Here is a 23,309-nt window from a genome sequence, read left to right on the forward strand (position 1 = left end):
ACACAGGCCTCGGATCGAGATGATTTTTAGCCGCGAATTTTGCGCAATCCAACCCCGCCGAAAGACTGGCAGGACAGCGACAAACCGCTTATAGCCGAAAGACAGCCCCATGAACGCAGAGGTGGTTAAGATTCCCGAGGATCTCTTTCTGGACTGCGAGCCGGGCCCTTACGTCAGCGAGCTTGCAACCGACCGTCCCGGAGACAACGGCGCCGCACAGATTGTGCGAGACCGATTGAGTGCCATCGGGCTGGATGGGCTTCGGGCCCGGGCCAAGGCCGCCGAGAACGACCTCATGAGCCTCGGCGTGACCTTCACGGTCTATTCCGACGCGACAGCGATCGATCGTATCCTCCCCTTCGATTGCATTCCGCGGATCATCACCGCGGCCGAGTGGCGCAAGCTGGAAACAGGCGTTCAGCAGCGGGTCGCCGCCATCAACGCCTTCCTGCATGACATCTATCACGATCGCAAAATATTGCGAGACGGCATCGTTCCGGCTGAGCTCGTGCTTGGCAATGCCAATTACCGGCCGGAGATGGAAAATTTCCCGGTCCGATTCGGCACCTATGTCCATATCTGCGGCATCGACATCATCCGCGACCAATTCGGTGACTTCCGCGTGCTGGAGGACAATGCCCGCACGCCGTCCGGCGTGTCCTATGTCGTCGAGAACCGCCATCTGATGCGGCGCGCCTTCCCCGATCTGCTGGCGGGCATGTCGCTGATGCCGGTCGATGATTACGGCCGCCGGCTGCGCGAGGCGCTGACTGAAATCGCGCCCGAAGGCGTGGATGACCCGCAGGTCGTGCTGCTTTCCCCCGGCATCTACAACTCGGCCTATTTCGAGCATGTCTTCCTGGCGCGCGAGATGGGCGTACCCCTGGTCGAAGGCCCCGACCTTGTCGTCGAGGACGACCGGGTTTTCATGAAGACGACGGCCGGTCTCAGGGCTGTTCATTCCATCTACCGGCGCCTCGGCGACGATTTCCTGGACCCGACGGTCTTCCGGCCTGAAAGCCTGCTCGGCGTGCCGGGCCTGATCCGCGCCTGGCGGAAGGGCAATGTGGCCCTCGCCAATGCCGTCGGCACCGGCGTCGCCGACGACAAGGCGGTCTATGCCTATATGCCGCGCATCATCAAATACTACCTGGATCAGGATCCGATTCTGGCGAATGTCGAGACCAATATCTGTCGCGAGGCGGAGGGTCTGGCCTATACGCTCGACAATCTCGACCAGCTGGTGACCAAGCCGGTCGGCGAATCGGGCGGCTACGGCATCACCATCGGGCCGCGCGCGACCCGCGAGGAGCTGGAAGCGTCCCGCGCCGCCTTGATCGCCAACCCCTCCAATTGGATCAGCCAGCCCGTCATCGGCCTCTCCGTTTGCCCGACGCTGACCGATGACGGCATCCGTCAGCGCCATCTCGACCTGCGTCCCTTCGCCGTCACCGGCCGCAGCACCTGGGTTCTGCCCGGCGGCCTGTCCCGCGTCGCGCTGAAGGCCGGCAGCCTGATCGTCAATTCCTCCCAAGGCGGGGGATCCAAGGATACCTGGGTGCTGGCCGAGGAGTCGCGGCGATGACCCAGCAGATCCCGCTTCTGGCCCGCTATGCGGAAAGCCTGTTCTGGATGGCCCGCTACATGGAGCGGTTGGAGAATCTGGCGCGTCTCGTCGACGTCACCCAGACCTTCGAAAGCCCTGGCCTGGAGAACGAGGCCTGGGACTCGCTCATTCGCATCTATGCCAATGAGACCCACTTCGCGGAGACCCATGACGGGCTGGAACCGGATGCGGTCAAGCGTTACTACGTTCTCGAACGGCAGAATCCGAACTCTATCATCAGCTCGATCGAGGCGGCGCGCATGAATGCGCGCACGCTGCGCCCGCTGATCAGCACCGAAATGTGGAAGCATCTCAACGTTTTCCACCGCGACCTGCTGCAGATCGCGGAGCATGAGTTGCAGGGCGACAATTTGTCGCGCCTCTGCTCGCGCATCAAGGAAGGCGTGCAGGCCCATACCGGCATCACCGAAGGCACGCTGTTCCGCGACCAGGGCTGGCATTTCTACGAAATGGGCCGGTTGATCGAGCGCGCGGACCAGACGACGCGCCTGCTCGACATCAAATTCCACCGCATGCTGCCGAAAGGCTCCGAAGACCGCCGGCATGAGGAGCGGACCCAATGGGGCGGCGTGCTGCGTGCCGTCGCGGGCTACCACGCCTTCCGCCGCATCGCCCCGGTGGAGTTTTTGCCCCAGCATGTCGCGGGTTTCCTGCTGACCGATCCCTGCTTCCCCCGTAGCGTCTTGCTCTGCCTCAGCCAGACGGAATGGCACCTGACCCAACTGAGAACCAGCTATGGGTTGCGCGGCACGCGGACAGCGCTTGAGCAGATCGAGGACATGCGGGCAGCCCTGCTCGATCGATCGGCAGAACAGATCATTTCAATCGGCCTGCATGATTTCTTGGACGGGATGCAGCGTGACCTGATCGGCCTCGCGGCCAGCGTCGGCGATGCCTTCTTTCGCGATTGGAAGCCAAGCCTGCAACAAGCACAATCACAAAGCCAGTCGACCGCTCAACCATGAGACTGCCGGCGGATGGGGGTCCCGTCCGCCGGTTTCTCCCCGGCGTGACCGTAGAATTCGCCGCTTAATCACGCTCAATAGCCGTGAATGAGACGTGAATCTCTTGTCGCTGCCACCAAAGTCCTTTTTATGACGGCATGATCCCGGTCTCTCTCGATCCGCGGGCGTTGAACCTTGGCCTGGCAGGCCATGGACCGGCGGCCCTGCGTCGCTGGCAGCTTATCGCCGAAGGTGGCGCGATGCAGGCGCAATGCTTCGCGGATGCGCCGGACGCAGCCTTGCAGGCGAGCGCGGGGGAGGCCTGTCGGCTCGGCCTGCCGGATGAGGAAACCCTCAGCCGTCTCGACGTGCTCTGGATCGTCGGGATGCCCGACGATGAAGCCGCTGCCCTCGCCCAGCGGGCGCGCCGGCACAAGATTCTGGTCAATGTCGAAGACCGGCGGGAGCATTGCACCTTCCACAATGCCGCCGAGGTCCGTCGCGGCGCATTATTGCTGACGGTATCGACCGATGGGCGCAGCCCGGGCCTCGCCCAGCGCATCCGGGGCTTCCTGGCCCAGACCTTCGGCCCAGAATGGGGCGAAAGGCTGGAAATGATCGGCAACCAGCGGGACGAATGGCGCCGTGGCGGCGACGACCTTCCGGTTCTTGCCGCCAAGACTGAGACGTTTCTGCAGCAGAATGGCTGGCTCGCCGAGCTCACGCCCCATCGAAAGTGACCATCAAGACCATGGCAAGTCTGCCCATCCTGCCGAGCTCCGCGCCCTTCCGGCCTGAGGAGATCGCGGCGCTGAACGGCGTCATCACCAAGACCTCGCCCGAGCAGCGCGCTTGGCTGAGCGGCTTCCTGGCGGGCTTTCTCGCCGGGACAGGTGGCGCGCAAACCGCAACCGCTGCGGCGCCGCAGGCGCCGGCCAAAAAGGTGCCGCTGCTGATCCTGTTCGCGACCGAATCGGGCAATGCGGAAACCCTTGCGGCCCAGACCCGCAAGGCTGCCCAGAAGCTCGGCTTCGCCGCCAAGGTTTCTGACGTCGCCGACATCTCCCTCGCCGATATGGCGAAAGCCGAGAATGTGCTGATCATCGTCAGCACCTGGGGCGAAGGCGACCCGCCGCAGCGCGCCATGGACTTCTATAGCGGATTGCTGGCCGAGGATGCGCCGCGCTTCGATAAGACGCGCTTCAGCCTGCTGGCGCTGGGCGACCGCGCCTACGTCAATTTCTGCATGACCGGGCACATCATCGATGAGCGTCTGGTCGCCCTCGGCGCCAAGCGCTTCGCGCCGCTGGTGGAATGCGACGTCGATTTCGCGACGCCCGCCAATGCCTGGATCAAATCCACGCTCGACACGCTGCAAAAGGAAACGGCGGACGAACATGCCGTCATCCATGTCGATTTCGCACGAGCCGCGCCGGCCGAAGCGGAGACGGATGACGAGGCCGAACCGCTTTACACCCGCAACACGCCCTTCGCGGCGACGATCAGCGAGCTGATCAACCTCAACGGCAGCGGGTCTTCGTCCGAGACCTGGCATACGGAAATTTCGGTCGAGGGGTCGGGCCTTGTCCATGCGCCGGGCGACGCCCTCGGCATCGTCCCGGAGAACGATCCCGCCCTCGTCGAAGACATCCTCAAGGTCGCGGGCCTGACCGACGATGCGCTGGTCCGCGAAGCGCTGTCGGACGCGCAGGACATCACGACGCTGACGCGCCCGCAGGTCGAAGCCTATGCCAAGCTGACGGATAGCGCCCAGCTCAAGGCACTGACCGCCGACCCGAACGCGCTGACCGCCTGGCTGCAGGGCCGGCAGGTGATCGACCTGCTGGAAGCCGCACCCACCAAGCTGGACGCCACGACGCTGACCAGCCTGCTGCGTCCCCTGCCCGGCCGGCTTTATTCCATCGCCTCCAGCGCCAAGGCCGCCGAAGACGAGGTCCATCTGCTGGTCTCCGCCGTGCGCTACCAGACGCATGGCCGAAGCCGCGCGGGCGTCGCCTCGGTCGATATCGCCGAGCGCCGCAAGAAAGGCGGCTCGCTGAAGGTCTATCTGAAGCCCAACCCGCATTTCCGTCTGCCGGCTGATCCGGATCGCGCCGTCATCATGATCGGGCCCGGCACGGGCGTGGCACCCTTCCGCGCCTTCATGCAGGAGCGCGAGGCGATCGGTGCGACGGGCAAAAATTGGCTCTTCTTCGGCAATCGCCATTTCACCAATGACTTCCTGTACCAGCTCGAATGGCAGGATTGGAAAAAGAGCGGTCTGCTGACCCGTATCGAGACCGCCTTCTCGCGGGATCAGCGCGAAAAGGTCTATGTCCAGAACCGCATCTGGGAACAGCGCCGCGAACTCTATCGCTGGATCCAGAACGGCGCTGCGATCTATGTCTGCGGTGACGCGAATGCCATGGCGAAGGACGTGAACCACGCCTTGATCCGCGTCATCGCCGACCAGGCCGGCATCGATGAAACCGCGGCCGCCGCCAAGCTCGATACCATCCGCCGCGATGGCCGCTATCTGCGCGACGTCTACTGAAAGCCAGAGACCATGTCAGACGAAACCGAGAAGAAGCCGCTCTCCCGCAACGAAGGCATCAAATCCGCCAGCCGCGGCCTGCGCGGCGGCATTGCGGATGGCCTGACCGATGTCATCACCGGCCAGCTGGACGAGGACGATACCCAGCTGACGAAGTTCCACGGCATCTATCAGCAGGATGACCGCGATATCCGCGCCGAGCGCGGCCGCAAGAAGATGGAGAAGGCCTTCAGCTTCATGGCGCGCGTGCGCGTGCCCGGCGGGCAGATGACGCCGGCACAATGGCTGGCGCTGGATGACATCGCGGATGAGCGCGCCAACGGCACGCTGCGCGTGACGACACGCCAGGCGATCCAGTTCCATGGCATCATCAAAAGCAATCTGCGGCCCGCCATCAACAGCATCAACAAGTCCCTGCTGGATACGCTGGCCGCCTGTGGCGACGTGAACCGCAACGTCATGTGCGCCGTGAACCCCTACGAGAGTTCGGTTCACGCGGCCGCGCTGAAGCTATCGCAGGATATCAGCGACCACCTCTCGCCGCGCACCACCGCCTATCATGAGATCTGGATCGACGGCGAAAACGTGGTCGATACCTCCCGCGACGCGAAGGAGGAGGACGAGCCGATCTACGGCAAGACCTACCTGCCGCGGAAGTTCAAGATCACTGTCGCCGTGCCGCCGCAGAACGATGTCGATGTCTATGCGCATGACCTGTCCTTCGTCGCCGTGTTGAAGGACGGTGCGATCATCGGCTGGGACGTGCTGGTCGGCGGCGGCATGGGCATGACCCATGGCGAGACCGATACCTTCCCGCGCGCGGCCGATGTGCTCGGCTTCTGCACGCCCGAACAGGCGGTCGAAGTCGCTGAAAAGGTCGTCATCGTGCAGCGCGATTTCGGCGATCGGTCGGTGCGCAAGCATGCCCGCCTGAAATACACGATCGAAAACGGCGGCATCGGCTGGTTCCGCGAGCAGGTCGAAGCCCATCTCGGCTATAAGCTCGGGCCGGTGCATGTGCCGGACTTCAAAAGCCGTGGCGATCGTTACGGCTGGATCCAGGGCGATAACGGGCTTTGGCATGTCACGCTGTTCCTGGAAAGCGGGCGCGTGAAGGATTGGCCGGAGAAGAAGCTGCAGACCGGCATGCGCGAAATCGCCCGCATGCTGGATGGTGGCGTCATCATCCTGACCCCCAATCAGAACGTCACCATCGCCAATATCTCGGCCGAGCAGAAGCCGGCGGTGGAAGCGCTGCTGGCCGAGCATAACATGGCGATCACGGCCGATAGCGGGCTGCGCCGCAATTCCATGGCTTGCGTGGCGCTGCCAACCTGTGGCCTGGCTCTGGCCGAGAGCGAGCGCTATATGCCGGACCTGCTGACGGCGCTGGAAGAGAAACTGGCTTTGGCCGGTCTGACGGAAGACGAAATCACCATCCGCATGACGGGCTGCCCCAACGGCTGCGCCCGGCCTTATCTGGCCGAGATCGCCTTCGTCGGCCGTGGCCCCGGCACCTATAACCTGTATCTCGGCGGCAGCCTGGAGGGTGAGCGTCTGAACAAGCTCTACCGCCAGGATGTCGGCGAGGAAGCGATCCTGGCGGAGCTCGGCCCGTTGCTGCATCAATACGCGACCGAGCGGAATACCGGCGAAAGCTTCGGCGATTTCGTCATCCGCGCCGGTCATATCGCGGCAACCACGGCGGGGAACAACTTCCACGCCAATCTGCAGCTTGCGTGATTGACGATACGACTATCGTCAGTCGCACCCTTCCCACCGTCGCCCGCGGACTTGTTCCGCGGGTCTACCGGCGTTGGCGCCTCAACGCCGTCGCGGCGCCTCGTCGGGGAGTAGATGCGCGGAACAAGTCCGCGCCCGACGATCTTTCATGACGTCCCTCACCTGGCTGATCGTCATCCTCGCGACCGCCGGGGTTATCATCCGACCCTGGCGTATCCCCGAAGCCGTCTGGGCGGTATCGGGTGCGCTTATTCTGGTGCTGCTGGGCCTTGTGCCCATTGGGCAAGCGTTGCACGCCGTCGGGCGCGGCACCGATGTCTATCTGTTCCTGATCGGCATGATGCTGCTGAGCGAAGTCGCCCGGCGCGAAGGCCTGTTCGATTGGCTCGCCGCCTTCGCCGTGCGCCAGGCACGCGGATCCTCCCGCAAGCTTTTCCTGCTCATTTATGCGGTCGGCACTGTCGTTACGGCCTTTCTGTCCAATGACGCGACGGCGGTGGTGATGACGCCGGCGGTTTTCGCGGCCGCCAAGCATGCGCGCGCCGAACCGCTGCCCTATCTGTTCGTCTGTGCCTTCATCGCCAATGCGGCGAGTTTTCTGCTGCCCATTTCCAATCCCGCCAATCTCGTTCTCTACGCTGACCATGTGCCGCCGCTCTTCACCTGGCTCGGGCATTTTTTCATGCCGTCCCTCGCGGCCGTGGGCGCCACGCTTCTCGCGCTGCTGATCATCGAGCGGAAGCATCTGGCGGCCCCGATCCAATCCGAGATTCCGCAGCCGAAGCTGTCGCCGGGCGGCTTCGCCGCCGCCATCGGCATCGTGATGACAGCGATCCTGCTGCTGACGGCGTCCGCCGCCGATATCCAGCTTGGCCTGCCCACCGCCATTGCGGGCGGGCTCACCACCGGTTTCGTGCTCTGGCGCAAACGTGAGGCGCCTTGGGCGACGCTCCGCGGCATCTCCTGGCTTGTCCTGCCGCTGGTCGCGGGATTGTTCGTGCTCGTCGAGGGTCTGCGGCAGACAGGCGCTTTGGCGGCGCTGGCCACCTGGCTGCATCACGCGGCCGCCCATTCGGTGCAGGCGACCGCCTGGGGGTCCGGCATCCTGCTCGCCCTGGTTTGCAACGTCATGAACAACCTGCCGGCCGGGGTTGTCGCCAGTTCCACCATCGCGTCCGGGCATCTGCCGCAATCCGTGACCGATTCGCTGCTGATAGGCGTCGATCTCGGTCCCAATCTCTCGATCACCGGATCGCTCGCGACCATCCTGTGGCTGACGGCGATCCGGCGGGAGGGCGAGGACGTGACCTTCAAAACCTTCCTGATGCGCGGCGCCATCGTGATGCCGCCGGCCCTGGTGCTGGCGCTGGCCGGGTTGCTGCTGCGATAGAGATTGTCTGGGAAACGCAATGATGTCATTGCGAATTCGGCCGTCGGAGATCGCCCAGAATGAACCGCATGCTCGGAATGCTGCCTTTTCTGGCAGCCGTCTTCATTGATCTTTTTTCCTTCGGATTGATGTATCCCGTGATCGTCATCCTGTTCCGCAATGTCGCGGCCGATCATAGCTATGGTCCAGCGACGCTCAATCTGCTGCTGTCGCTGACCTTCTCGCTCTTTCCGCTCGGCATGTTCTTCGGCGCCTCGCTGCTCGGTGACCTGTCGGATGCGCTGGGGCGACGGCGGACGCTGCTGATCTGCATGACGGGCCTTGGTCTCGCCTATACGCTGATGTTCCTGGGCGTCGAGACGCGGTTTCTGGCTTTGCTGCTCATCGGCCGGCTGGTCTCGGGGCTGATGGCCGGTGCCGCGCCCATCGCGCAGGCCGCGATGATGGACCACAGCCGGCCCGAAGAGCGTGGCCGCGACATGTCCCGCGTCGTGCTGGTCAATTGCCTGGCCCTTGCCTCCGCCCCTGCCGCCGGCGGCGTGCTGACCGATATCTGGTTGCCGCTGCCCTTGCTGGTCACAATGATCCTGTGCGGCGCGGTTTTTCTGCTGATCTATCGCGCCAAATTCGCGGAAATGCCGTCGCGCAGCGCGCTCACCTTCAGTTGGCGCCGGCCGATGACGAATTTCGTTCTGGCGGCTCAGCATCCGCGCATCCGCTGGCTGGCGCTGGCCTTCTTCCTGTTCCAGTTCGGTTTCGCCATCTACTACGTCTATGTCATCGTGCTGATGGGCAATGTCTATCGGCTGGAACCGAGCTATCTCGGCCTCTTCAGCGCCACATTGGGTGTCGGCTTCGTCGTCGGCTCAACCTTGTTCTATCGGATTCTAGCTAAGCTAATCCCGAACGAGGTAAGGGCCTGCGGCTTGTCACTGGTTCTCTGCGGTGTCTTCGTCCTGTTCTCGGCCGGCGCCGGAGAGATCTGGCAATGGCCGATCGTCTTCCTGGCGGCCGTCACCAATTGCGCCTGCTATATCGCGCTGCTCTCGCTCATCAGCGGGGCTGCCTCCACGGATAGCCAGGGCTGGGCGATGGGCATCGGTTCAGCGGCGGTGGCGCTCGCCTTCTTCCTCTCGGGCCTCATCGCCAATGCGCTGGCCGTCATCCCACTGCCCGCGATCCTGGCCCTTGGCGGCATCGTCGTGGTGGCAAGCGCTTTGCCGCTCTTGCTCCTGCGGCAGCCGATGTCACGCGCCGAGTCAATTTAAACTAACAAAAATAGTTATTTTCTTCTGAATGGAGTTCTGTATCGTTAATTAAGTTAAATCCTATTCGGAGTGCCCAATGCGCCAGGCGGACAAACTGACAACGGTCGCAGGAAACGGAAAATTTGCGCTGACGCTATGGGCGCCAGCGCAGCATGATTCGCTCTCAGATGCTGTTTTTGTGGCTATCGATCGGGTCGAAGCCAGCAACCTTATCCGCTCGCTGGAAGAGTGGATTTTCCAGCAAAGCGTCATCGCCCGGCATCGCGATGACGGCGCCAGTGCGTCGCAGTGACCGCCAAACCTCAGCCGGCCCGATCAGCCGCGGCGAAGCTTCGCGGCTGTCAAAGTATTGCGCAGCAGGCAGGCGATGGTCATCGGCCCGACACCGCCCGGCACGGGCGTGATGCGGCCGGCGACCGCCACCGCCTCGGCGAATGCGACGTCACCGACCAGCTTGGTCTTGCCGGCGTCACCCGCGATCCGATTGATGCCGACATCGATCACGGTCGCGCCCGGCTTGATCCAGCTGCCGCGTACCATTTCGGCGCGGCCGACGGCGGCGACCAGAATATCCGCGCGCTGGCACTCCTGCTCCAGATCGCGCGTGCGGGAATGGGCGATCGTCACCGTGCAGCTTTCGGCCAGCAGAAGGGCCGCCATCGGCTTGCCGACGATATTCGAACGGCCGAGCACGACGGCGCGCAGACCTGACAGGTCACCCAGTTCCGCCTTCAGCATCAGCAGGCAGCCCAGCGGCGTGCAGGGCACCAGACCCGGCAGGCCGGTCGCGAGCCGGCCGGCATTGATGACGTGGAAACCGTCCACGTCCTTATCCGGCGAAATCGCGTCCAGCACGCGGGCGCTGTTGATATGCGACGGCAGGGGCAGCTGCACCAGAATGCCGTCGACCGCCTCATCATCATTCAGCTCGGCGATCAGGCTGAGCAGGGCTTGCTCGGTCGTCTCCACGCCCAGGCGGAATTCGAAGGATTCCATGCCGGATTCCTTCGTCGTGCGGCCCTTGTTCCGCACATAGACCTGGCTCGCCGGATCCTCACCGACCAGCACGACGGCCAGGCCCGGCGCCCGTCCGCCCGCCGCGCGGATGGACGCGACCTCGGCGGTCACCTCCGCCACAATGCCGGCCGCGAAGGCCTTTCCGTCGATGATCTTGGCGGCCATAGACTTTATTCCGTGAAGACGACGGTCTTGCCGCCATTGAGGATGACGCGTCCATCGAGATGGAAGCGCACGGCACGCGCCAGGACCCGGCGCTCGATATCGCGACCCTTGCGGACAAGATCGTCCGGCGTGTCGCCATGGCTGATCCGCTCGACATCCTGCTCGATGATCGGACCTTCGTCGAGGTCGCTGGTCACGTAATGGGCGGTCGCGCCGATCAGTTTCACGCCGCGTTCATAAGCCTGATGATAGGGCTTCGCACCCTTGAAGCCCGGCAGGAAGGAGTGGTGGATATTGATGCAGCGGCCATTCAGCTTGGCCGTCAGCCCATCCGACAGAACCTGCATATAGCGGGCTAGGACCACCAGATCGGTCTTGGTCTCGCGCACCAGGTCCCAAAGCTCGGTCTCCTGCTCCATCTTGGTCTGCTTGGTCACCGGCAGGTGATGGAAGCGCAGGCCGGAGAAATCGACGCCGGCATAGGTCTCACGCGGATGGTTGGCGACGATGGCGGTGATGTCCATCGGCAATTCGCCGTTCCGCCAGCGATAGAGAAGATCGACCATGCAATGGTCGAACTTGGAGACCAGGATCATGACGCGGCGCTTTTCCAGCCGGTCGCGCAGTGTCCAGTCCATGCCGAAGGTCTCGGCGATGGCCAGGAAATCCGTGCGGAAACGATCCAGATAGCCGTCGGTCTCGCCGACGGCCGTGAAAACCACGCGCATGAAGAAGCGCTTGCTCTGCAGATCGTCGAATTGCTGGGCTTCCAGAATATTGCCGCCGGCCTCGAACAGAAAGGTCGTGACGGCCGCGACGATGCCCGGGCGATCAGGGCAGGCAATGGTCAGGACGAATTGCGTTTGAAGGCTGGATGGCGAGGCCATGGCGGTCTTCCGGGTCAAAGTCAGGCAGTTGGAGAGGGAGGCAGGATGCGCGATCGCCGGTCCCAGGGGGCGGACGGTTGCGACCTGCGACTTGGTCTTTTGCGCCCAAGCGTTACTCGGACGCGGTGATACCTAGGCCCTCTTCACCCATACCCGCCGCAGCATCAGCGATCAGCGCCAGTGGATTGAGCAGATGGTGGTGGCGGACCTTCGCCTGCAGATAGGCGCGGTTCGCGTCGGTCACATAAACGCCGGTGCGGCTGACCTCGGCGACATCGATCCCCGCATCTTTTAACTGGGCGATCTTGTCGGGGTTATTGGTCAGCAGTCGGATATGAGTGACGCCGATCGCCTGCAGCATGCGCGCACCGATGGTGTAGTCGCGCGCATCCTCGGGCAGATGCAGCAAGCGGTTCGCCTCATAGGTATCGGCGCCCTGATCCTGCAGCCGGTAAGCGTCCAGCTTGGCATAAAGACCGATGCCCCGCCCTTCCTGGCGCAGATACAGCAGCACGCCGCCTTCTTCCGCCAGCATGCCGATCGCCTCATGCAACTGCTCGCCGCAATCGCAGCGGCGGGAGGAGAAGACGTCACCGGTCAGGCATTCGGAATGCAGGCGCACCAAAGTCGGACGCGCAGGATCGGAATTCCGGCCGGCGAAGCGGATGGCGATATGCTCCAGCCCGTCCAGCCCATCGAAACCGACGAATTCGGCCGGAATGCTGTCCGGGCCGAGCGGGATCATGACGGAGGTTCGGGCCTTGCACGCCAGCATCGGCTCACCCGGTCGGGCGATGGGCTTGAGATGGGTCATGCGAGGCTTCCAGACGACAAGGCAGGCGGGCTTTCAGGATCTATTTCACGCGCACGCGCGTGAGAAATAACATCATACGTTTCCAGCACGTCCTCTTCATACTCCTGCCGCGCCAAAAATCGCAGGCGAATTGCGTCTGTCAGCCTTTCGATGCCGAGGCCTTGAAGCGCCGGCAGACCGCTGTCGCCCAGCAGGATGGGGGCGCGATGCCAGGCCAGACGATCCACCAGCCCGGCCCGCAACAGCGCACCGGCCAATTGGCTGCCGCCTTCGTTCAGGATCGAGGTCAGGCCGACGCCCTTCAGCGCACGCAGCCCTTCCGTCAGATCCAGCTTGCCATGGGCATCGCGCGCGACCGTCAGGATGGTCAAGCCGGCATCCTGCAGAGCCCGCGCGCGGACCTTATCCGCATCGGGCGCGGCTAGCAGGATCAGCGAATGCGTTGCTGCATTCCGGACCAATTGGCTGTCCAGCGGGGTGCGCAGGGCGCTATCGGCGACCACGCGCCAGCGCGGCCGATCCGCGAAACCGGAGAGAGCCGAGCGCAGGCCGGGATCGTCGGCCAGCACGGTGCCGATGCCGACCAGGATGGCATCATGCTCAGCCCGCATGCGCTGCACGACCTTGCGGGCACCGGGACCGGTGATCCAACGGCTTTCGCCGCCCTTCGTGGCAATACAACCGTCCAGCGTGACGCCGAGTTTCACGGTGACCCAGGGCAGACCGTGGGTGACGGTTTTGACGAAACCCGCGACCACGGCCTGCGCATCGCGCTCCATCAACCCGGTCTCGACGGCAATGCCGGCAGCCCGCAGGCGTGCGGTGCCGCGGCCTTGGACGCGCGGGTCCGGGTCATGCGCGAAGGCAATGACGACACGGGCGATACCGGCTTCGATCAGCGCATCGGCACAAGGCGGCGTGCGGCCGTGATGGGAACAAGGTTCCAGCGTGACATAGGCGGTCGCACCCTGCGCGGCTGACCCTGCCTCGCGTAGGGCCATGACTTCCGCATGCGGACGGCCGCCGGGCTGGGTCGCCCCTTGCCCGACAACGCGATCCCCCTGCGCAATCACGCAACCGACCGCCGGATTGGGGGCCGTCGTACCCAGCGCGCCACGGGCGAGGTTGAGGGCGGCCATCATCATCCGCCGGTCGAGGGAGGTCCATTCGGTCATGGCGCCGGACGATCCTCTGTCGGCAAGGGAAGTGCAAGGGTGGCGCGTCCGCACAGGAAGCCTAGCAGGCCACCGGCAATGACATCGCCCAGGAAATGGACATTGCCGGCGACGAGGCCGAAAGCCGTCAGCCCGACGAGCAGCGCCCACAGCCACCGCAGGTGGGGAAGCCGCCACCACAACACGCCTGCGACGGCAGCGATCGCCGTCGTATGGCCGGACGGGAAGGACGACCAGCCCTCCCCGCCATGAAAGGGTGAAAAGCCGAAGACGCCGTCATGGATCAGGGACGGATTGTGATGCGACCAGGTTTCCGGCCAGGTGCGGCCAAAAGCCTCCTTCAGCAACCCTTTGAGCGTGATGGCAATCGTCACGGCCAATGCGACCGCGATCCAGGTCCAGCCGCGCGCCTGGGGGCGCCAGCCCCACCAGCCGGCGGCAGCCGCGATAACCAGTCCGGGCGCCGCGAAACTCAAGGGAATCTGGCCGATGGCGGCCAGTCCCAGAAACCAGGGGCTGTGATGGAACAGCCGGTGCATGAGAAATGCCAGCGGCCGGTCGACGAACAGGATGGAAATGACGATCAGCAGGAGGCAGAAACAAACGAGGATTAGCCCAGGGCTTAGCCGCGCCCTGGTGGTCATCCCTTGTTGCGCATCAACCGCGCCTTGTCCCGCTGCCAGTCGCGCGCCGCGACCGCATGGCGCTTGTCGGCCTTCTGCCGGCCTTCGCCGACGCCGAGCAGGACCTTGGCTATCCCGCGATCGTTGAAATGGATCTGCAACGGCACGATGGTGATGCCGTTGCGCGCGACCGACGCCGTCAACTGATTGATCTGCTTATGTTTCAGCAGCAGTTTGCGCGGCGCGCGCGGCTCGAACCGCGACAGCACGCCGCCCTGATATTCAGGGATATAGGCGTTAAACAGCCATAGCTCGCCGTCACGCTCGCCCGCCCAGGCCTCGGTCAAGGTCGCGCGGCCATGGCGGAGGGACTTCACCTCCGCCCCTTTCAGCACGAGCCCGGCTTCGACCGTTTCCTTAATGGAATAGTCGAACCGCGCCTTGCGGTTCTGCGAGGCGATGCCGTGCGAGATCAGGCCCGATTTGGATTTTGATTCTTTGGATTCGGCCATGTCAGTTCAGCAGGCCGACCTCAACCAGCGCGGCCCGCACCTGGTTGCGCGTCGCCTCGGTAATGGGGGCCAGCGGCAGGCGGCAATCCGGCGCGCCGAAGCCGAGCAGATGCGCCGCGTATTTCACCGGGCCGGGATTGGTCTCGACGAACATCGCGTCATGCAACGGCAGCAGGCGCAACTGGATCGCCATCGCCTCGGCCACGTCGCCACGCTGCCAGGCCATGTGCATTTCGGAGATCAGGCGCGGTGCCACATTGCCGGTGACCGAAATGCAGCCGACGCCGCCCGAGGCCAGGTGGGCTACGGCGGTGTGGTCCTCACCCGAAAGCTGGCAGAAATCCGGGCCGCAGGCGCGCAGCGTCTGCAAGGGCCGGGCGAGATTGGCGGTCGCGTCCTTCACGCCCACGATATTCGGGTGCTTCGCCAGACGCGCCATGGTCTCGACGCTCATATCCACGACGCTGCGCGGCGGCACGTTATAGACGATGATCGGAATATCGGCGCTGTCGGCGATGGTCTTGAAATGCAGATAAAGGCCTTCCTGCGTCGGCTTGTTGTAATAGGGCGTGACGACAAGCGCGGCATCGGCGCCGGCGTGCTTGGCGTGGCGGGCGAGGTCAACCGCCTCGGCCGTGCTATTGGACCCTGCCCCCGCGATCACCGGCACACGGCCCCCGGCGACCGCGATGGTAATCTCGACCACACGACGATGTTCCTCATGCGTCAGCGTCGGCGTCTCGCCGGTCGTGCCGACGGGCACCAGCCCATGCGTGCCTTCCGTGATCTGCCAATCGACAAACCGCTCCAGCGCTTTCTCGTCGATAGCGCCATCGGCCTGCATGGGCGTAATGAGGGCAACGAGCGAGCCCTTGAACATGGCGATATCCTCGACTGAGCACGGCTTAGGGTGGATGCGGAATTGCGGAAAGTAAGACCGGCCGCCTTGCATCGCAAGCCGCGCGCTGCTCGGCTGCGGCATGCGATAATGGTAGATGGCAAAAGCGTCACGCATGCATCGGCTCTCACGGCTTTGCGACGGGCCGCACATGCGCAATGATGCACAGGATTGAACGAGGTTTGCGGACGTCCATGCGCTTTCTTTCCCGATTGGGCTGCGCCAGCCTGCTGACCACCAGTGCTCTGGCTTTGCAAATCTCCGCAGCGTCGGCCCAGGGCGTGCAGACGCCGATGGATGCCGTGGCTGCCCGCAACTGGGACCAGGCCAATGCCATGGCGGCGCAATATGCCGACCCGGTGGCCACAAAACTCGTCACCTATTACCGGATGCTGACGCGCGGCCAGGCGAGTGCCGTCGAAATCCGCGCCTTCATGGATGCCAATCCGGACTGGCCGCAGCAGGCGCTGCTGGAAACGCGTTGGGAAGAGGCGCTGGCCGTGGAGCCTGATCAGGCGACAGCGCTGGCCCAGTGTCAGGCCCATATGCCCGCCGGGGCGCAGGCTTTGCTGCGCTGCGCGACCGCCTTCCAGACCGCGAATGACAGCGCCGATGCGGCGAAAGCCGTCCGTGCCGCCTGGACCGGCACCGGCATCACAGACCCCGGCGATGTCGCGGCTTTCCTCAGCCAATGGGGCAGCCTGCTGCAGTCGGATGACGCATGGGCAAGGTTCGTGGCGCTGGCCCGTATCGGCTCTCCCGCCGCCGGGGCGGAGATCGGCCGCTTGCCGAGCGACCGCGTGGCCGCCGCCTCAGCCTGGGTCGCGCTCAATACCGCGCAGCCCGATGCCGCGACCGCGCTGCAGGCGCTGCCGACCTCGGACCAGGAAAACCCCGGCCTGTTCCTGGCCGGCGCGCGCTATCTGCGGAAGAATGCCGGCGATCCGGTCGCTTTGCAGTTCTGGACCAGCCAAGGCTATGCCGCCTTCCAGGCGGGTGACGCCGTGCAGCAGCATGCGCTGTGGCACGAAGCGGCCTATCTCGCCCGCGATCTGATTTCCGACAATGACGGTCAGGACGCCTATGCGCTGGTCAAGCTCATCCAGCCCAGCGCGCCGGCTGACGCGGCCGACCAGCAGTTTCTCGCGGGCTTCATCGCGTTAAGGGTTCTGCATAACGCCAATAAAGCCGAGCCGTTCTTCCGCATGCTGACGACGCTCTCCACGGCCGCCATCACGCAGTCCCGCGCGCATTACTGGCTGGGACGGACTCTGGCCGCCGAAGGCAGCACCATGCAGGCGGCGAATGAATACAAGCTGGCGGCCGCCTATCCCACGACCTTCTACGGTCAGATCGCGGCACTTGCCTTGGGCGATACGCCGGCCGCGCTCAATGCGCGCATTCTGGCCGCACCGGAACCCGCCTGGAATGCGACCGATGCCATCGGCTTCGCCGGGCGAGAGACAGCGCGTGCCGCTGCCTTCCTGGTCGCCTGGAACCAACCGCGCCGCGCCTACGGCTTCCTGCTCGACGTCGCGTCCATCGCACCGGACCCGGCCGATTATGCCATGGCTGCGCAACTGGCCGTCGGTTTCCAGATCCCCTATGCCGGCGTCGGCCTGTCCCGCGTCGCTGGTCTGCACGGCACCATGCTGCTCGATGCCGGCTGGCCGATTCCCTTCCAGCCGCCGAGCAATGCCGGGATCGAACCCGCCGTCACCCTCGGGCTGATCCGCCAGGAAAGCAGTTTCGATGTCGGCGCGGTCAGCCCGGCGGGCGCCTTGGGGCTGATGCAGCTGATGCCGGCGACCGCCCGGCTGGTCGCCCATCAGCAAGGCACGGCCGTCTCGCCCTGGCAGCTGACGACCGCACCAGACGTGAACATGACGCTCGGCAACGCCTATTTCGCCGGTCTCATGGCGCGGTTCGACAATTGCCTGCCGCTGTCGATCGCGAGCTACAACGCCGGTCCCAATCGCGTCGACCAATGGCTGGCCCAGAACGGCGACTTCCGCACGCCGGGCGGCCCGGATGTGCTGGACTGGATCGAGCTGATCCCCTTCGACGAGACGCGCAACTATGTGCAGCGGGTGACGGAGGGCATCGCCATCTACCGTGCCCGTGAGGGCATCGCCGTGCCTTACCCGTTGCAGCAATGGCTGCATTGACGACCATGACCTTCAGCCGCGCCATCGCGAGCGTCGGCGGCACCGGGTTCTTTCCCTGGGCGCCGGGCACCGCCGGATCGCTGGTCGGGCTTGTCCTCGGCTGCGCCATCCTGGCCTTCGCCGGCCATTGGGTGCTGTTCATCCTCGCGATCATCGCCATGGTCGGCGGAATCCTCGCCATCCGCGCGGCGGAGGCGAAGGACGATCCGGGCTGGGTGGTGATCGATGAGGTTGCCGGGCAATGGCTGACCCTGCTCGGCCTCTCTCACGTCACCTGGATCGGCGCCATCCTCGCCTTCGCGCTGTTCCGGCTGCTGGATATCACCAAGCCCGGCCCGATCGGCTGGGCGGACCGGATGCACTCCCCCACCGGGGTCATGCTGGATGACGTGATCGCCGGGGTGATCGGTGGCCTGCTGCTTTGGGCCGTCCTGCTGTGGCACCCGGCTTTATTCGGTTAAGGACTCCACGCCATGTTCCCGACTGATCTTTTGGCCGAGGCTGAGACTCTATTGGCCGAAGCCCGCGCGCGCGGCTGGCGCATCACCACCGCCGAAAGCTGCACCGGCGGGCTGATCGCGGGATTGCTGACGGCCATCGGCGGATCATCGGACGTCGTCGATGGCGGGGCAGTCACCTATTCCAACGCCGCCAAGACGCGAATGCTGGGCGTGCCGGCGGAGACGATCAAAGCTCATGGCGCGGTCAGTGAGCCCGTCGCACGCGCCATGGCGGAGGGCGCGGGCTGGACGGCCGGGACCGAACTCGCCATCGCCGTCACCGGTGTCGCGGGTCCAGGCGGCGGCACGGCGGAGAAGCCGGTCGGCCTCGTATGGTTCGGCCTCGCCACCCCCGCCGGCATCATCGCCGAATCTCATATCTTTCCGGGGGATCGGACGGCCGTGCGGATGGCAACCGTCCGCCATGCGGTAGCGATGCTGCGGGCAGCCCTGGATAGCGGCCGCCGCTATGCCTGACCTCTGTCAGGTCTAGATTATTGTTTTTGTGAGCATCTTCACACAGTCAGACGATTCCCTCTGACTGTGATCTGCTCTAGAGTCCGTCAGGTTTAGTTGAAAACGCCACCAAATCTGTCGTGCGCGGGCCCCGACCCGCGCATCTACCCGGCGTAGCAAGCGATCGGCCGGCTGGCGCCGCGGCGGGTAGGTCCGCGCAACAAGTGCGCGGATGACAAATTATCTATCAAAACCTGACAGACTCTAGCCGGGCGCCTGCATCAGGTGGACATCGGCCTGGGCGAGGACGTGCTTGGCCGCTTCCAGGAAGGTCTTCAGCGCGTCGCCCTGGTTATGGGCATCCAGCGCCGCCTGATCCTGCCATTTCTCGATAACGACCAGCGTATCGGCGCCGAATTTGACAGAGGAATGGGCAAGATCGATGACCGGCTGATATTCGATGCAGCCCGGCTCGGCCCGCACATCGTCAATAACCGCGTTCAAAGCGGCCAGTAGAGCAGCGCGGTGGCCGATCTTGGCGGTCAAAATAGCGACGACGTGAATCATTCTTTTTCCCCGTTGAGCGGTCGGCCCTGCCAAACCAGCGGCCGAACATCCATGCCGATGTTTTAGCATCGCTGGCTAACGCTGTCCCCGCATAGCTCCGTGAAGAATCATGGCAAGCCAGCAATGGCTCAGACTGGGTCAGCCGCCTTGCTGTCGAGATAATCCATCAGCGCGGCGCGATAAGGCAGCAGGCTTTTATAGCGCTCCATCTCCGGCGGCAGACCGCGAATGGCCGAGGCCAGCTTCGCCGCCTCCCCATCCACTGCCACGACATCGGCGAGTGGCGTGATATGCAACCCGATGCCGAAGGCGACGACGCCGCTCTCGGGCAGCAGCCGGAAGGTCTGACGCTCCACCCTCAGCCACAGCGTCTCGCCGGCATTCGCCACCGTGATCGCGGCGTTATGGCCGGTCTGGCCATGGCCCTTGGGCTGGAACAGCTCGGGATCATCGATGAGCGACCAATTATAGCGCGTGGCAAGACGCCCGGACTTGATCGACGCCAGAAAACGATCGACCGGCTTGCCCAGCACCTCCTTATAGCCCGGCACCGGCACATGAATGGCGATCATCGGCCGGCCGATCTTATCGGCCAGCCGCCAGCGGCTGGGGAAACACAGGATGGCGGCGATCAGCACCGCGCCCTCCGGTCCCGGCTTCATGAGGCAGAAATCCTCGACCGCCCAAGGGCAGAGGGTCGCGAGCGGATGTTCGCCCGCATCCCAGGCCGGCCGGCGCCAGCCCGGACGATGCGCTTCCAGATGATCGGCCATCACATCGCGCAACTCCGCGCAGGCGGCCTCCGACCCCGGCGTATCGGCCAGTACTTCGACCCTTCGTTCGGCCAGAAGCTGCCCGCGATGGGCGATCTGGAAAGGTGCGCGCGCATCCCATTCCAGCCAATCCGGCTCCTGGATGGCGTTCAAGCCCATCACCATGCGCTGCTCGCCGGCTTCATACGGCAGGTAAAGCGGCGCAGGCGGCAATGCGGCGTCAAGCATGGGCGGCGACCGATCCATCCAGCGGGAAGTGACAGGCGACGGAGCGATTGTCGCCCAGGGACCGCAGCCGCGGAATTTCTGCCGAGCAACGGTCCTGCGCGACCGGGCAGCGCGTATGAAAGCGGCAGCCGGACGGCGGATTGGTCGGGCTCGGCGGCTCCCCGCGCAGGATGGTGCGGGCCTTGATATTGCCGTGCGGATCGGGCTCCGGCACCGCCGAGATCAGCGCGGCGGTATAGGGATGCGCGGGCCGGTGCAGAACGCGATCCGTCTCGCCCAATTCCACGATGCCGCCCAGATACATCACCGCCGTGCGCGTCGCGATCTGGCGTACGACGCTCAGATCATGGGCGATGAAGACATAGGTGAGGCCCAGCTTCTCCTGCAAGTCCATGAACAGGTTCACGATCTGCGCCTGCACCGAAACGTCCAGCGCGGAGACGGGTTCGTCCGCCACGATCAGACTGGGTGACAGCGCAATAGCCCGCGCGATGCCGATGCGCTGGCGCTGGCCGCCCGAGAATTCATGCGGAAAGCGCGTCAGGAAATCGGGCGAGAGATTGACCAGGTCCATCAGCTCGCGCAGCCGCGTCTGAATATCGCCAGCCGAATATTTGCCGTGGACGCGTAAGGGTTCGGCGATGAGGTCGCCCACGCGGCGACGCGGATTGAGCGAGGAATAAGGGTCCTGAAAGACCATCTGCATATCGGCGCGCAGCGGTCGCAGCTCCCGCTGGCTGAGACCTGTGATATCCCGATCCTTGAAGGTGATGCGCCCGTCGTTGACATCGTACAGGCGCAACAGGCAGCGGCCGAGCGTGGATTTGCCGCAGCCGGACTCGCCCACCAGCCCTACGATTTCACCCGGATAGACCTCGATCGAGACATCCTGCAGCGCGTGCAGGTGCTGAATGCCGCCGGCGCGAAAGCGGCTGCCGACCTTGAAGGTTTTGGAAACGCTGTCTGCCTTCAGCATGGGCTTGGCGGTGCTCATGCGGCTTCTCCCGTCGTGCGGATCGCCCGCTCATGCGCCCAATCGGGCAGGCCCTTGTCGGCCAGCCAGCAGGAGGCTTCCTGCATGCCGTTGCGGAACAGCGGCGGGCGCGTGGCGCAGGCATCCATGCGGAATTCGCAGCGTGGTTGGAAAGGACAGCCGGGCGGGCGGCCCATCGGCGAGGGCGGACTGCCGGGGATGGAGGGCAGACGATGCGGCTTTTCCCCATGCATCGGCGGAATGGAATGCAGCAGGCCGAGCGTATAGGGATGGGTCGGCTGCCCGAGCACATCGGGCTTGGGGCCACGTTCGGCGATAATGCCGGAATACATGACCATGACCCGGTCAGAGACGGTCGCGACCACGCCCATATCATGTGTAATCAGCATGACGGAGGAGCCGAAATCCGTCCGCAGCCGCTGTAGCAGTTCCAAAATCTGCGCCTGCACGGTGACGTCCAGCGCGGTCGTCGGCTCATCCGCGATGAGCAGAGACGGGTTGCAGGACAGCGCCATGGCGATCATCGCGCGCTGACGCAAACCGCCCGACAACTGATGCGGATAACGGGTGGCGGCCTTGGCCGGGGCCGGCACGCCCATCTCCCCCAACAATTCCACCGCGCGGGCGCGCGCGGCGTGACGGGACAGGTCCTGATGCGCGCGCAACTGCTCCTCGATCTGCCAGCCGATCGTATAGACCGGCGTCATCGCCGTCATCGGGTCCTGGAAGATCATCGCGATCTCCCGCCCGCGCAGGTCTCGCATCTCACGCGGGCTGAGCTTCAGAAGATCCCGGCCCTTATAGGTGATCGACCCGGTGATGATCGCATTGGGATCGGTGATCAGCCGCATGACCGCGAGCGAGGTCATGCTTTTGCCCGAGCCCGATTCGCCGACGATGCTGAGGATTTCGCGCGCACGGACGGTGAAAGACACATTCTCCAGAATGCGGATGATGCCGCGTTCGGAGCGGAAGGAGACGCAGAGATCCTGCACGTCGAGCAAGGTCTCCGCCGTATTGGGGATCTGATCAGCGGGCATCGCGCACTCTCGGGTCCAGCCAGGCATAGGCGATGTCGACCACGGCATTGGCGACAACGACGAAGAAGGAGGAATACATGACCGTCGCCATGATGAAGGGCAGGTCCAGGCTCTGCAGCGCGAGATAGGTCAGCCGTCCGACGCCGGGCAGGTTGAAGACGACCTCGGTCAGCAGCGCGCCGCCGCCGACCAGCGCGCCGAAATCCAGGCCGAACATCGAAACGAAGGTGATGAGCGAGGTGCGAAGCGCGTGGCGGAGCATGATCCGGGATTCCGACAGGCCCTTGGCCCGCGCGGTGCGGATGAAATCCTCCTGATAGGCTTCGACCAGATTGGCGCGCAGCACGCGGCCATAGAGGCCGATATAAAGGATCGCGAGCGTGACCCAGGGAATGACCAGGCCCTTGAACCACAGAAACGGATGCTGCGTCAGCGGCGTATAGCCAAGCCCCGGCACCCAGTGGAACAGCCAGGTATTATGGAAGCGCGACTGGGTAATGAGATTGGCGACCGATCCCACCCAGAAGACCGGCATGGATATGCCGACAAGCCCCAGGAACATCAGCAATCGGTCCGGGATACCGCCGCGCGTGGCCGCCGCAATCATGCCCATGATGATCGCGAAGACGACCCAGATGACGGCCGCACCGAAGACGAGCGAGAGCGTTACCGGTGTCGCTTCGACCACGGCCGGTATCACGCGCTCGCCGCGATTGACGAAGGAAGTCAGGTCGCGAGAGACGAAGAGCTTCTCCATCACCTTGAGATATTGCACCGGCATCGGCTGATCGAAACCGAAGGAGTGGCGCACCTGCGCCAGCACTTCCGGCGTCGCGTTGCGGCCGGCGATGCGGGCGGAGGGATCGGCGCCCGGGGTCGCGAAGAAGATGAGGAAAACGACGACGCTGATGCCAAACATCACGAACAGCATCTCGGACAGGCGCCGCAGAATGGGGAGCAGCATGG

Annotated in this window: 23 protein-coding genes; 11 read left to right on the forward strand and 12 right to left on the reverse strand. The window is 64.4% G+C overall.

Annotated elements, in window-relative coordinates:
• Positions 1-109 precede the first annotated feature (109 nt).
• From ACELLULO517_RS03220 to ACELLULO517_RS03255, 8 genes are all read left to right on the forward strand, one after another.
• Positions 110-1,585, forward strand: a complete 1,476-nt coding sequence (locus ACELLULO517_RS03220) for a circularly permuted type 2 ATP-grasp protein (RefSeq protein ID WP_227305819.1) — start codon at positions 110-112, stop codon at positions 1,583-1,585.
• Positions 1,582-2,592 carry an alpha-E domain-containing protein gene (locus tag ACELLULO517_RS03225; protein WP_227305821.1) on the forward strand — a complete coding sequence of 337 codons (1,011 nt, stop codon included), beginning with the start codon at positions 1,582-1,584 and terminating at the stop codon, positions 2,590-2,592. The genes ACELLULO517_RS03220 and ACELLULO517_RS03225 overlap by 4 nt, the downstream gene beginning before the upstream one ends.
• Before the next feature lie 137 nt (positions 2,593-2,729).
• On the forward strand, positions 2,730-3,311 hold the full coding sequence (locus tag ACELLULO517_RS03230) for a precorrin-2 dehydrogenase/sirohydrochlorin ferrochelatase family protein (protein ID WP_227305822.1): 582 nt from the start codon (positions 2,730-2,732) through the stop codon (positions 3,309-3,311).
• An 11-nt stretch (positions 3,312-3,322) separates the two neighbouring features.
• Positions 3,323-5,125, forward strand: coding sequence for a diflavin oxidoreductase (locus tag ACELLULO517_RS03235; protein ID WP_227305824.1), 1,803 nt, complete (start codon positions 3,323-3,325; stop codon positions 5,123-5,125).
• A 12-nt stretch (positions 5,126-5,137) separates the two neighbouring features.
• A complete protein-coding gene (locus tag ACELLULO517_RS03240) occupies positions 5,138-6,868 on the forward strand; it encodes an NADPH-dependent assimilatory sulfite reductase hemoprotein subunit (RefSeq protein ID WP_227305826.1) in 1,731 nt (576 codons plus the stop codon).
• Between the two features lie 148 nt (positions 6,869-7,016).
• Positions 7,017-8,258: an arsenic transporter gene (locus ACELLULO517_RS03245; protein ID WP_227305828.1), complete on the forward strand. Its 1,242-nt coding sequence runs from the start codon at positions 7,017-7,019 to the stop codon at positions 8,256-8,258.
• Positions 8,259-8,317: 59 nt separating this feature from the next.
• Positions 8,318-9,526, forward strand: a complete 1,209-nt coding sequence (locus tag ACELLULO517_RS03250) for an MFS transporter (RefSeq protein WP_227305830.1) — start codon at positions 8,318-8,320, stop codon at positions 9,524-9,526.
• A gap of 76 nt (positions 9,527-9,602) precedes the next feature.
• Positions 9,603-9,818 (forward strand): hypothetical protein, encoded by a 216-nt coding sequence (locus ACELLULO517_RS03255; RefSeq protein ID WP_227305832.1) that lies wholly within the window; start codon positions 9,603-9,605, stop codon positions 9,816-9,818.
• A 23-nt stretch (positions 9,819-9,841) separates the two neighbouring features.
• Here the strand turns inward: ACELLULO517_RS03255 and folD are convergent, their stop codons facing one another.
• The 7 genes from folD to dapA form a co-directional block, all read right to left on the reverse strand.
• Complete coding sequence (folD, locus tag ACELLULO517_RS03260; RefSeq protein WP_227305833.1) at positions 9,842-10,708, reverse strand: bifunctional methylenetetrahydrofolate dehydrogenase/methenyltetrahydrofolate cyclohydrolase FolD; 867 nt, start codon at positions 10,706-10,708, stop codon at positions 9,842-9,844.
• A 5-nt stretch (positions 10,709-10,713) separates the two neighbouring features.
• A complete protein-coding gene (gene purU / locus ACELLULO517_RS03265) occupies positions 10,714-11,595 on the reverse strand; it encodes a formyltetrahydrofolate deformylase (protein ID WP_227305834.1) in 882 nt (293 codons plus the stop codon).
• Between the two features lie 112 nt (positions 11,596-11,707).
• The gene (locus ACELLULO517_RS03270) at positions 11,708-12,409 is read right to left on the reverse strand and encodes a GTP cyclohydrolase II (RefSeq protein ID WP_227305835.1); all 702 of its coding nucleotides are present in this window, start codon (positions 12,407-12,409) and stop codon (positions 11,708-11,710) included.
• The gene (gene ribD / locus ACELLULO517_RS03275; RefSeq protein WP_227305836.1) at positions 12,406-13,584 is read right to left on the reverse strand and encodes a bifunctional diaminohydroxyphosphoribosylaminopyrimidine deaminase/5-amino-6-(5-phosphoribosylamino)uracil reductase RibD; all 1,179 of its coding nucleotides are present in this window, start codon (positions 13,582-13,584) and stop codon (positions 12,406-12,408) included. Before ribD ends, ACELLULO517_RS03270 begins: the two co-directional genes overlap by 4 nt.
• Positions 13,581-14,228 carry a phosphatase PAP2 family protein gene (locus tag ACELLULO517_RS03280; protein WP_227305837.1) on the reverse strand — a complete coding sequence of 216 codons (648 nt, stop codon included), beginning with the start codon at positions 14,226-14,228 and terminating at the stop codon, positions 13,581-13,583. The genes ribD and ACELLULO517_RS03280 overlap by 4 nt, the downstream gene beginning before the upstream one ends.
• The gene (smpB, locus tag ACELLULO517_RS03285; protein WP_227305838.1) at positions 14,225-14,719 is read right to left on the reverse strand and encodes an SsrA-binding protein SmpB; all 495 of its coding nucleotides are present in this window, start codon (positions 14,717-14,719) and stop codon (positions 14,225-14,227) included. The genes ACELLULO517_RS03280 and smpB overlap by 4 nt, the downstream gene beginning before the upstream one ends.
• 1 nt (position 14,720) lies before the next feature.
• A complete protein-coding gene (gene dapA, locus ACELLULO517_RS03290; protein WP_227306069.1) occupies positions 14,721-15,599 on the reverse strand; it encodes a 4-hydroxy-tetrahydrodipicolinate synthase in 879 nt (292 codons plus the stop codon).
• A 212-nt stretch (positions 15,600-15,811) separates the two neighbouring features.
• On the opposite strand from dapA, the gene ACELLULO517_RS03295 reads away from it, so the two are divergent.
• From ACELLULO517_RS03295 to ACELLULO517_RS03305, 3 genes are read left to right on the forward strand one after another with little or no spacing between them, the layout of a single operon-like run.
• A complete protein-coding gene (locus ACELLULO517_RS03295) occupies positions 15,812-17,785 on the forward strand; it encodes a lytic transglycosylase domain-containing protein (protein WP_227305839.1) in 1,974 nt (657 codons plus the stop codon).
• Between the two features lie 5 nt (positions 17,786-17,790).
• Positions 17,791-18,246: a phosphatidylglycerophosphatase A family protein gene (locus ACELLULO517_RS03300; RefSeq protein WP_227306070.1), complete on the forward strand. Its 456-nt coding sequence runs from the start codon at positions 17,791-17,793 to the stop codon at positions 18,244-18,246.
• Positions 18,247-18,258: 12 nt separating this feature from the next.
• Positions 18,259-18,762 carry a CinA family protein gene (locus ACELLULO517_RS03305; protein ID WP_227305840.1) on the forward strand — a complete coding sequence of 168 codons (504 nt, stop codon included), beginning with the start codon at positions 18,259-18,261 and terminating at the stop codon, positions 18,760-18,762.
• A 243-nt stretch (positions 18,763-19,005) separates the two neighbouring features.
• Here the strand turns inward: ACELLULO517_RS03305 and ACELLULO517_RS03310 are convergent, their stop codons facing one another.
• The 5 genes from ACELLULO517_RS03310 to ACELLULO517_RS03330 form a co-directional block, all read right to left on the reverse strand.
• Positions 19,006-19,308: a putative quinol monooxygenase gene (locus ACELLULO517_RS03310; RefSeq protein WP_227305841.1), complete on the reverse strand. Its 303-nt coding sequence runs from the start codon at positions 19,306-19,308 to the stop codon at positions 19,006-19,008.
• 128 nt (positions 19,309-19,436) lie between these two features.
• Positions 19,437-20,309: a heme-dependent oxidative N-demethylase family protein gene (locus ACELLULO517_RS03315; protein WP_227305842.1), complete on the reverse strand. Its 873-nt coding sequence runs from the start codon at positions 20,307-20,309 to the stop codon at positions 19,437-19,439.
• On the reverse strand, positions 20,302-21,303 hold the full coding sequence (locus ACELLULO517_RS03320; RefSeq protein WP_227305843.1) for an ABC transporter ATP-binding protein: 1,002 nt from the start codon (positions 21,301-21,303) through the stop codon (positions 20,302-20,304). Before ACELLULO517_RS03320 ends, ACELLULO517_RS03315 begins: the two co-directional genes overlap by 8 nt.
• Positions 21,300-22,343, reverse strand: coding sequence for an ABC transporter ATP-binding protein (locus ACELLULO517_RS03325; RefSeq protein ID WP_227305844.1), 1,044 nt, complete (start codon positions 22,341-22,343; stop codon positions 21,300-21,302). Before ACELLULO517_RS03325 ends, ACELLULO517_RS03320 begins: the two co-directional genes overlap by 4 nt.
• The gene (locus ACELLULO517_RS03330) at positions 22,333-23,307 is read right to left on the reverse strand and encodes an ABC transporter permease (protein ID WP_227305845.1); all 975 of its coding nucleotides are present in this window, start codon (positions 23,305-23,307) and stop codon (positions 22,333-22,335) included. The genes ACELLULO517_RS03325 and ACELLULO517_RS03330 overlap by 11 nt, the downstream gene beginning before the upstream one ends.
• Positions 23,308-23,309: the final 2 nt, after the last annotated feature.

It is taken from the genome of Acidisoma cellulosilyticum (assembly GCF_020621385.1).
GTDB classification, from domain to species: Bacteria; Pseudomonadota; Alphaproteobacteria; order Acetobacterales; family Acetobacteraceae; genus Acidisoma; species Acidisoma cellulosilyticum.